This window comes from Burkholderia sp. E168m23 (assembly GCF_016586125.1).
Taxonomy (GTDB): Bacteria; Pseudomonadota; Gammaproteobacteria; order Burkholderiales; family Burkholderiaceae; genus Burkholderia; species Burkholderia orbicola.
On record NZ_BCPP01000261.1, the window covers coordinates 1 to 7,659 of the forward strand.

Here is a 7,659-nt window from a genome sequence, read left to right on the forward strand (position 1 = left end):
ACGCGGCGCGGCCCGCCTCGACGCCCTGCGCGAACGCTCTTGCCATGATTTCCGGGTGCGTGGCCTGCGACACCGCGGTATTCAGCAGCACGCCGTCGAAGCCCCATTCCATCACCTGGCACGCGTGCGACGGCACGCCGAGCCCCGCGTCGACGATCAGCGGCACGTCCGGCAACCGTTCGCGCAGCACGCGCAGCCCGTACGGATTCACGACGCCCTTGCCGGTGCCGATCGGCGCGCCCCACGGCATCAGCGCCTCGCAGCCGGCGTCGAGCAGGCGCCGGCCGATCACGAGATCCTCGGTGCAGTACGGCAGCACCTTGAAGCCGTCCTTGACCAGTTGCGCGGCGGCTTCGATCAGCCCTACCGGGTCGGGCTGCAGCGTGTAGTCGTCGCCGATCAGTTCGAGCTTGATCCAGTCGGTGTCGAAGACCTCGCGCGCCATGTGCGCGGTCGTCACGGCCTCGGCGACGGTCTGGCAACCGGCCGTATTCGGCAGCAGCGGCACTGCGTGGCGCTTGAGCAGGTCGAAGAAGCCGGCTTCGGCCGTGCCGCCCGTCATCTGCCGGCGCAGCGCGACCGTCACCATCCCGGGGCGCGACGCGGCGATCGAATCGGACAGCGATTGCAGCGACGGATAGCGCGACGTGCCGAGCAGCACGCGGCTTGCGAAGGTTTCGCCGTACAGCGTCAGCGCGTCGGCGGAGGGGTGGGACGTCATGTCGTTTTCCTGGAAGAGCGGGGACGAACCGGCGGCGCTCAGCCGCCCGCGACGGGGTGCACGACGTCGAGCCGGTCGCCCGCCGCGAGCGCGCGCGCCGCATGCTGCGTGCGCGCGACGAAGTTGCCGTTCAGCGCCACCGCGTACGGCGGACGCGCGCCGTACGCGGCCAGCGCGTCGGCCACGGTCGCGTCATCGGGCAACGTCAGGGTCTGTTGATTGATCTGGATATCCATGAGACTGGGTCGGATTCGGTCGGCGGCGCGCGTCAGGCTGGCTGGCGCGCGTCGTTGCGGTAATGGAGCAGCGTCGGCCAGCGGGCGGCGTCGCGCCATGCGGCGAACGCGTCGGCATCGCTGAGTGTGCCGCCGAGCGCGGCCTGCGCGAACACGACGGCCGCCTGCGCGACTTCCGGCGCGATCATGAAGCCGTGCCGGTACAGGCCGTTGACGGCGAGCGTCGCCGCGCCGTCCCAGATCACCGCCGGGCGGTGATCTGGCAGCGTCGGCCGACACTGCGCGTTGAGTTCGAGGATGCGCGCCTCGCCGAACGCCGGATGCACGGAAAACGCCGCGCTCAGCAGCTCGAGCGCGGAGCGCACGCTGACGGGCGACATGTCCTCGCCCTCCACCTCGGTCGCGCCGATCACATAGATATCGTCCTGTTTCGGGGCGATGTACAGCGGGTAGCGCGGATGCAGCAACCGCACGGGCCGGGTGAGCCCGATGCCAGGCGCATGCACGCGCGCGACTTCGCCGCGGATGCCGCGCAGCGCGGGCAGCGCGGATTTCGCGCCGAGCCCGCGGCAATCGATCGTGAAATGCGCGGCCGGCAGGTTCGCGTCGTCGACCGCCGCGTGCCAGTGCTGCGCGACGCCTCGTTCGGCCAGGCCCGCCGCGAGCGCGCGCAGCGCCTGGCGGTTGTCGAGCTGCCCTTCGCGCGGCAACATCAGCCCGCGCGCGAAGCGGCCCGCGAGCACGGGTTCCGCAGCGTCGACCTGCGCACCGGCGAGCGTCACGAAGCCGCCGTCGAGCAGCTCGGCCGGCGCGTTCGCGCGCACGCGCCGCTCGAACAGCGGCGCCTCCGCGCGGTCCGCGTGATGCCAGACGACGAGCGTGCCGTGATGCTGGAAGAAGACGGGTTCGGGCAGTTCCGCGAGCCACTGCGGCCAGCGCGCGAGCGATGCGGCACCCAGCTCGGTGATCAGCCGTTCCGCGCTGGCCGCTTCCGCGAGCGGCGCGAGCATCGCGGCCGCGACCCACGCGGCCGACTGCTCGCCGTCCGGGCCGCCGCGCTCGTAGAGCGCGACGCGATGCCCGTCGCCCGCGAGCCGCCACGCAATCAGGCGGCCGACGAGGCCGCCGCCGAGCACCGCGAAATCGGGTCGTGTATCCCGGACGTTCATCGCGCGCCCTCCGCGCGGTCACGCGCGACGAACGCCGACGCGCGCGCGCCGCCGCATGCGAACGCACGCGACATCGGGGCGGGAGCCCTGCAAAAGACTGAAGATTGTGCGGCCATCATTCCTTCCGTAACGCGCAATGCGCGTACCCAAAAGGACGAAACCGGCAGCAAAGGCCGGCCGGGCGGGACTCGGGCGCTGACCATGTGGGATGGCGGCCAGCGCGGCCCGGCGGGATCAGAAACTTCCCTCGCCGGTATTACCCGGATCGGGTGCGAAGGGTCTTTCTCAGCCTCGCCGCGCTACCCGGAACATCTGCCGGCCGCGCCACGAAGCACCCCTGTTTCGTCGTCGGCCATTAGACCATAAAAGCGGAAAGCGCCGCAAACTGTCCCCCTAGCGGCAAATTCGTCGGCGTGCCGCGCCGCTCTGGCACAATGCCCGCAGGCCGGCCGCGCGAGCGGCCGGTTGCCGCGTCACCGCCGGTTTTTAAGTGCCGTTTAAGACGCACGGGCGACCATCCGGACGCCCGCCGTCAGTCGGCGCCGCGCCCCGGCATGCCGTATCGCGGCGCGCGCCCGGTTTCGCCCGGCCCGCGCGCCGGCTCATCATCAGGAAGCACATGACCCAATCGATCGATCCCGTCCGCTCCGCCTCCGACGCGCCGCAGGACGAGCGCCCGGTATCCGCATGGAGCCTCATCAAGCCCTACTGGGTATCGTCCGAATGGAAAATCGCGTGGGGCCTGCTGGTCACGATCATCGCGATCAACCTCTGCGTGGTCTGGATCAACGTCCGGCTGAACAAGTGGAACGCGCAGTTCTACAACGCGCTGCAGTCGAAGGACGTCCACGACTTCCCGAACCTGCTGATGCAGTTCTCCGCGCTCGCCTTCGCGTTCATCATCCTCGCCGTGTACGGCCGCTACCTGCGGCAGATGCTCGGCTTCCGCTGGCGCCAGTGGCTCACCGACCGCTTCCTCGGCCAGTGGCTCGGCGATCGCGCGTTCTACCGGATCGAACGTGACCGTCTCGCCGACAACCCCGACCAGCGGATCACCGACGACCTCCAGTCGTTCGCGACCACGACGCTCGCGCTGTCGCTCGACCTGCTGTCGACGGTCGTTACGCTCGTGTCGTTCATCACGATCCTGTGGTCGCTCGCCGGCGCGCTGACGTTCACGCTCGGCGCGACGCCGATCGCGATTCCCGGCTACATGGTGTGGGCGGCCGCGCTGTACGCGGTGGTCGGCTCGCTGATCATCCAGAAGGTCGGCCATCCGCTCGTGTCGATCAACTACCAGCAGCAGCGCGTCGAGGCCGATTTCCGCTTCGGGCTGATCCGCGTGCGCGAGAACGCCGAGCAGATCGCGTTCTACGACGGCGAGAAGACCGAGGCCGGCAACGCGCAGACCCTCTTCACGCGCATCCGCGACAACTGGTGGCGCGTGATGAAGTACACGAAGCGGCTCACGTTCGTGCTGAGCTTCTACGGGCAGATCGCGATCATCTTCCCGCTCGTCGTCGCGGCGCCGCGCTACTTTGCCGGTGCGTTCTCGTTCGGCGTGCTGATGCAGATCTCGTCCGCGTTCGGCACCGTCAGCGACTCGTTCTCGTGGTTCATCAACAGCTACTCGACCCTCGTCGAATGGCGCGCCACCGTCAACCGTCTGCGCGAATTCAAGCGTGTGATGGGCACGTCGCACCTGAAGGAAAGCCTGTCGCCCGCGACCGAGCACGGCGGCATCAACCTGCACTACATCGACGCCGCGAAGCTGTCGACGTCGTCGCTCAAGCTCGCGCTGCCGAACGGCAACGCGCTCGCGAACATCGGCGACGTCACGATCGAGCCCGGCTCGCGCTGGCTCGTGATCGGCAAGTCGGGTTCCGGCAAGAGCACGTTCATGCGCGCGCTCGCGGGCCTCTGGCCGTTCGGCGACGGCGCGATCGACGCGCCGGTCGGCGCGCGGATGATGTTCGTGCCGCAAACCAGCTATTTGCCGATCGGCACGCTGAAGGCCGCGCTCACCTACCCGGCGACGCCCGACACCTTCAGCGACGAAGCGTGCCGCGATGCGCTGCGCGCGTGCCGCCTCGAGGATTACGTCGAGCGCCTCGACGAAACCGCGCACTGGACCCGCGTGCTGTCGCCGGGCGAACAGCAACGCCTGGCCGGCGCGCGCGTGCTGCTGCACAAGCCCGACTTCCTGTTCCTCGACGAAGCCACCAGCGCGCTCGACGCCGACAACGAAGCCCGCCTCTATCACCTGTTCGCCGAACGGCTGCCGAAGGCCGCGATCGTCAGCATCGCGCACCGCGAGTCGCTGGCCGCGTTCCACGTCGGCACGATCAACGTCGAGCGCGTGAGCAGCGACGACAAGGTCGCCGCGTGAACGCACGCGCCGCGCACCTCGAACGCATCGCGCTGATCACCGGCGCAGGCTCGGGGATCGGCGCGGCGCTCGCGCGGCGGCTCGCGGCGCCCGGCGTCGCGCTGGCGCTGCATGCGCGCGGCGCGGACGAGGCGGCACGATCGCGGCTCGCCGACGTCGCCCATGCGTGCACGACGGCCGGCGCCGAGTGCATCACGCTGACCGGCGATCTCGGCGAACCGGGTATCGCCGCCGCACTGGTCGATAGCACCGCGACGCGCTTCGGCGGGCTCGACCAGCTCGTCGCGAACGCCGGCTTCGCCGCGCGGCAATCCTTTTCCGAGCTCTCCGCGAACGCACTCGCGTCCGCCTTCGCGACGATGCCCGGGGCGTTCTCCGCGCTCGCGGGCCGCGCGCGGCCGCTGCTCGAAACGTCGGCCACGCCGCGGATCGTCGCGGTCAGTTCGTTCGTCGCGCACCGCTACCGCGCCGATGCACCGTTCGCGACGACCGCCGCCGCGAAGGCCGCGCTCGAATCGCTGGTGCGTAGCGCGGCCGCCGAATTCGCCGCGCACGGCATCACCGTCAATGCGGTCGCGCCGGGCTTCACGCGCAAGGACCACGGGCCGAGCGCCGGCAACGCCGCCGCGTGGGCGCAGGCCGAACAGGCGACGCCGCTCGGCCGCATCGCGGAACCCGACGACGTCGCCGCGCTGATCGCGTTCCTGCTGTCGGACGCGGCACGGCAGATCACCGGCCAGGTCATCCACGTCGACGGCGGCCTGACGCTCTGACGCGTCCTCCCTCCTGCCTGCTTTTCAGCACGAACCTGCATCCGCCTTTTTGGCATGCCGGAGCGCGCCCGTAAAATAACCGCGACGCGGTAGCGCGGGACGAGACAAGACGAGAGGGGGCGGCAAGCATGCAGGCATTCCAGTGGTTCAACGAATTGTCGACGCGCGAGCGCCGGACGCTGTACGCCGGATTCGGCGGCTATGCGGTCGATGCGTTCGACTTCATGATCTATTCGTTCCTGATCCCGACGCTGATCGCCACCTGGGGCATGACGAAGAGCGAGGCCGGGATGATCGCGACCAGTTCGCTGATCTCGTCGGCGATCGGCGGCTGGGTCGCCGGCATCCTCGCCGACCGCTATGGCCGCGTGCGCGTGTTGCAGTGGACGATCGCGACGTTCGCGCTGTTCACGTGCCTGTCCGGCTTCACGCATTCGTTCTGGCAGCTCCTTGCGACGCGCACGCTGCAGGGTTTCGGCTTCGGCGGCGAATGGTCGGTCGTGACGATCATGATGGCCGAGACGATCCGCTCGCCCGAGCATCGCGCGAAGGCCGTCGGCACCGTGCAGAGCAGCTGGTCGTTCGGCTGGGGCGCGGCCGCGATCCTCTACTGGGCGTTCTTCGCGCTGCTGCCGGAGCAGGTCGCGTGGCGCGCGTGCTTCTGGATCGGCATCGTGCCCGCCCTGTGGATTCTCTATATCCGCCGCAACGTCAGCGATCCGGACATCTATACGGCCACGCGCCGCGCCCGCGACGAAGGCCGCGTGTCGGGCCACTTCCTCGAGATCTTCTCGCCGCCGCACCTGCGCGCGACGCTGTTCGGCAGCGCGCTGTGCACCGGCATGCTCGGCGGCTACTACGCGATCACGACGTGGCTGCCCACCTATCTCAAGACTGTGCGCCACCTGTCGGTGTTCAACACGAGCGGCTATCTGGTCGTGCTGATCGTCGGCTCGTTCGTCGGCTACGTGGTCGGCGCGATCCTGTCCGACCGGCTCGGCCGCCGCGCGTCCTTCATCCTGTTCGCGGTCGGCTCGTTCTCGCTTGGCATGGCGTACACGATGCTGCCTATCACCGATACCGCGATGCTGCTGCTCGGCTTTCCGCTCGGCATCGTCGTGCAGGGCATCTTCGCGGGCGTCGGCGCGTATCTGTCGGAGCTGTATCCGGGCGCGATCCGCGGCTCGGGCCAGGGCTTCTGCTACAACCTCGGCCGCGGGCTCGGTTCGTTCTTTCCGATCCTCGTCGGCGCGCTGTCGCAATCGATGTCGCTCGTGAAGGCGATCGGCCTCGTCGCGGGCGGCGGCTATCTGCTGGTGATCGTCGCGGCGCTCGTGCTGCCGGAAACGCGTGGCAAGTCGCTCGCGGACGATCCGGCCGTCGCGTCGTGAGCCACCGCTTCGTACCAGATACCCCATGCACGTGATCGTTCTCGGCGCCGGCGTGATCGGCGTCACCACCGCCTGGCACCTGCGCGAAGCAGGCTGCGACGTCACCGTGATCGAACGCGAGGCCGATGTCGCGCAGGCGACGAGCCTCGGCAACGCAGGCGTGATCGCGCCGGGCTACGTGACGCCGTGGGCCGCGCCCGGGATGCCCGGCAAGATCCTCAAATACCTGTTCAAGCCCGCGTCGCCGCTGATCTTCCGGCCGACGCTCGACGCCGCGCAGTGGCGCTGGATCGCGCGCTGGCTGCGCGAATGCGAATTCGAGCGGTTTCGCGTGAACAAGCAGCGGATGCAGCGCATCGCGTATTACAGCCGCGCGTGCCTGCATGCGTTTCGCGAGCGTTATTCCTTCGACTACGGCGCGAGCCGCGGCTATCTGCAACTGCTGCGCGGCGCGTTCGACGTCGACATGGTGCAGCCCGCGCTGAAGGTGCTGCGCGATGCCGGCATCGCGTTTCGCGAACTCGACGCGGCCGGCTGCACCGCGATCGAACCGGGCCTGCGCTGGGCGCGGCAGGCGCCCGTCGGCGGCATCTACCTGCCCGACGACGAAGCCGGCGACTGCGCGCGCTTCACCCGCGAACTGCGGGCACTGTGCGAAGCGAACGGCGTGGCATTCCGCTTCAACACCGAACTGCGCGCACTCGATGTCGCGGGCGGAAAAGCGCGCGGCGTCCACGTCGTCGCCGTGGGCGGAAACCACGAAGGCAACGGTAGCGGCGGCGCGCGACACGGCACGACACTCGCCGCCGACGCGATCGTCGTCGCGCTCGGCGTCGACAGCGCCGGCCTGTTGCGACCGTACGGCATCGACGTGCCGCTGTATCCGGTGAAAGGCTACTCGGCCACGCTCGCGGTCGTCGACGACGAAAAGGCGCCCTGCGCCGCGCTGATGGACGAATCGCTGAAGACCGCGATCACGC

At 69.4% G+C, this 7,659-nt stretch carries 7 protein-coding genes and 1 riboswitch; of the genes, 4 read left to right on the forward strand and 3 right to left on the reverse strand.

Annotated features, from left to right (window positions below; translation table 11 throughout):
* From JMF90_RS15370 to JMF90_RS15380, 3 genes are all read right to left on the reverse strand, one after another.
* A partial coding sequence (locus JMF90_RS15370) for a thiazole synthase (RefSeq protein WP_201325210.1) occupies positions 1-721 on the reverse strand: 721 nt, incomplete at its 3' end.
* A gap of 38 nt (positions 722-759) precedes the next feature.
* A complete protein-coding gene (gene thiS / locus JMF90_RS15375) occupies positions 760-957 on the reverse strand; it encodes a sulfur carrier protein ThiS (protein WP_027809254.1) in 198 nt (65 codons plus the stop codon).
* 32 nt (positions 958-989) lie between these two features.
* Entirely contained in the window at positions 990-2,126 is a 1,137-nt protein-coding gene (locus tag JMF90_RS15380; RefSeq protein WP_078040615.1) for an FAD-dependent oxidoreductase, read from the reverse strand.
* A 225-nt stretch (positions 2,127-2,351) separates the two neighbouring features.
* Positions 2,352-2,475, reverse strand: a riboswitch (TPP riboswitch).
* A 270-nt stretch (positions 2,476-2,745) separates the two neighbouring features.
* Between JMF90_RS15380 and JMF90_RS15385 the strand changes: the two genes are divergently transcribed.
* The 4 genes from JMF90_RS15385 to JMF90_RS15400 form a co-directional block, all read left to right on the forward strand.
* Positions 2,746-4,515, forward strand: coding sequence for an ABC transporter ATP-binding protein/permease (locus JMF90_RS15385; protein ID WP_027809252.1), 1,770 nt, complete (start codon positions 2,746-2,748; stop codon positions 4,513-4,515).
* On the forward strand, positions 4,512-5,288 hold the full coding sequence (locus JMF90_RS15390; RefSeq protein ID WP_054928292.1) for an SDR family NAD(P)-dependent oxidoreductase: 777 nt from the start codon (positions 4,512-4,514) through the stop codon (positions 5,286-5,288). Before JMF90_RS15385 ends, JMF90_RS15390 begins: the two co-directional genes overlap by 4 nt.
* Positions 5,289-5,416: 128 nt before the next feature.
* Positions 5,417-6,679, forward strand: a complete 1,263-nt coding sequence (locus tag JMF90_RS15395) for an MFS transporter (protein WP_054928291.1) — start codon at positions 5,417-5,419, stop codon at positions 6,677-6,679.
* Between the two features lie 25 nt (positions 6,680-6,704).
* On the forward strand, positions 6,705-7,659 hold a 955-nt coding region (locus JMF90_RS15400), incomplete at its 3' end, for an FAD-dependent oxidoreductase (RefSeq protein ID WP_201325211.1).

What these genes read in the sequence shown, in the direction of transcription:
- thiS (WP_027809254.1), bottom strand. Translation starts at nt 957, where the DNA reads ATGGATATCCAGATCAATCAACAGACCCTGACGTTGCCCGATGACGCG.
- JMF90_RS15385 (WP_027809252.1), top strand. Translation starts at nt 2,746, where the DNA reads ATGACCCAATCGATCGATCCCGTCCGCTCCGCCTCCGACGCGCCGCAG.
- JMF90_RS15380 (WP_078040615.1), bottom strand. Translation starts at nt 2,126, where the DNA reads ATGAACGTCCGGGATACACGACCCGATTTCGCGGTGCTCGGCGGCGGC.
- JMF90_RS15395 (WP_054928291.1), top strand. Translation starts at nt 5,417, where the DNA reads ATGCAGGCATTCCAGTGGTTCAACGAATTGTCGACGCGCGAGCGCCGG.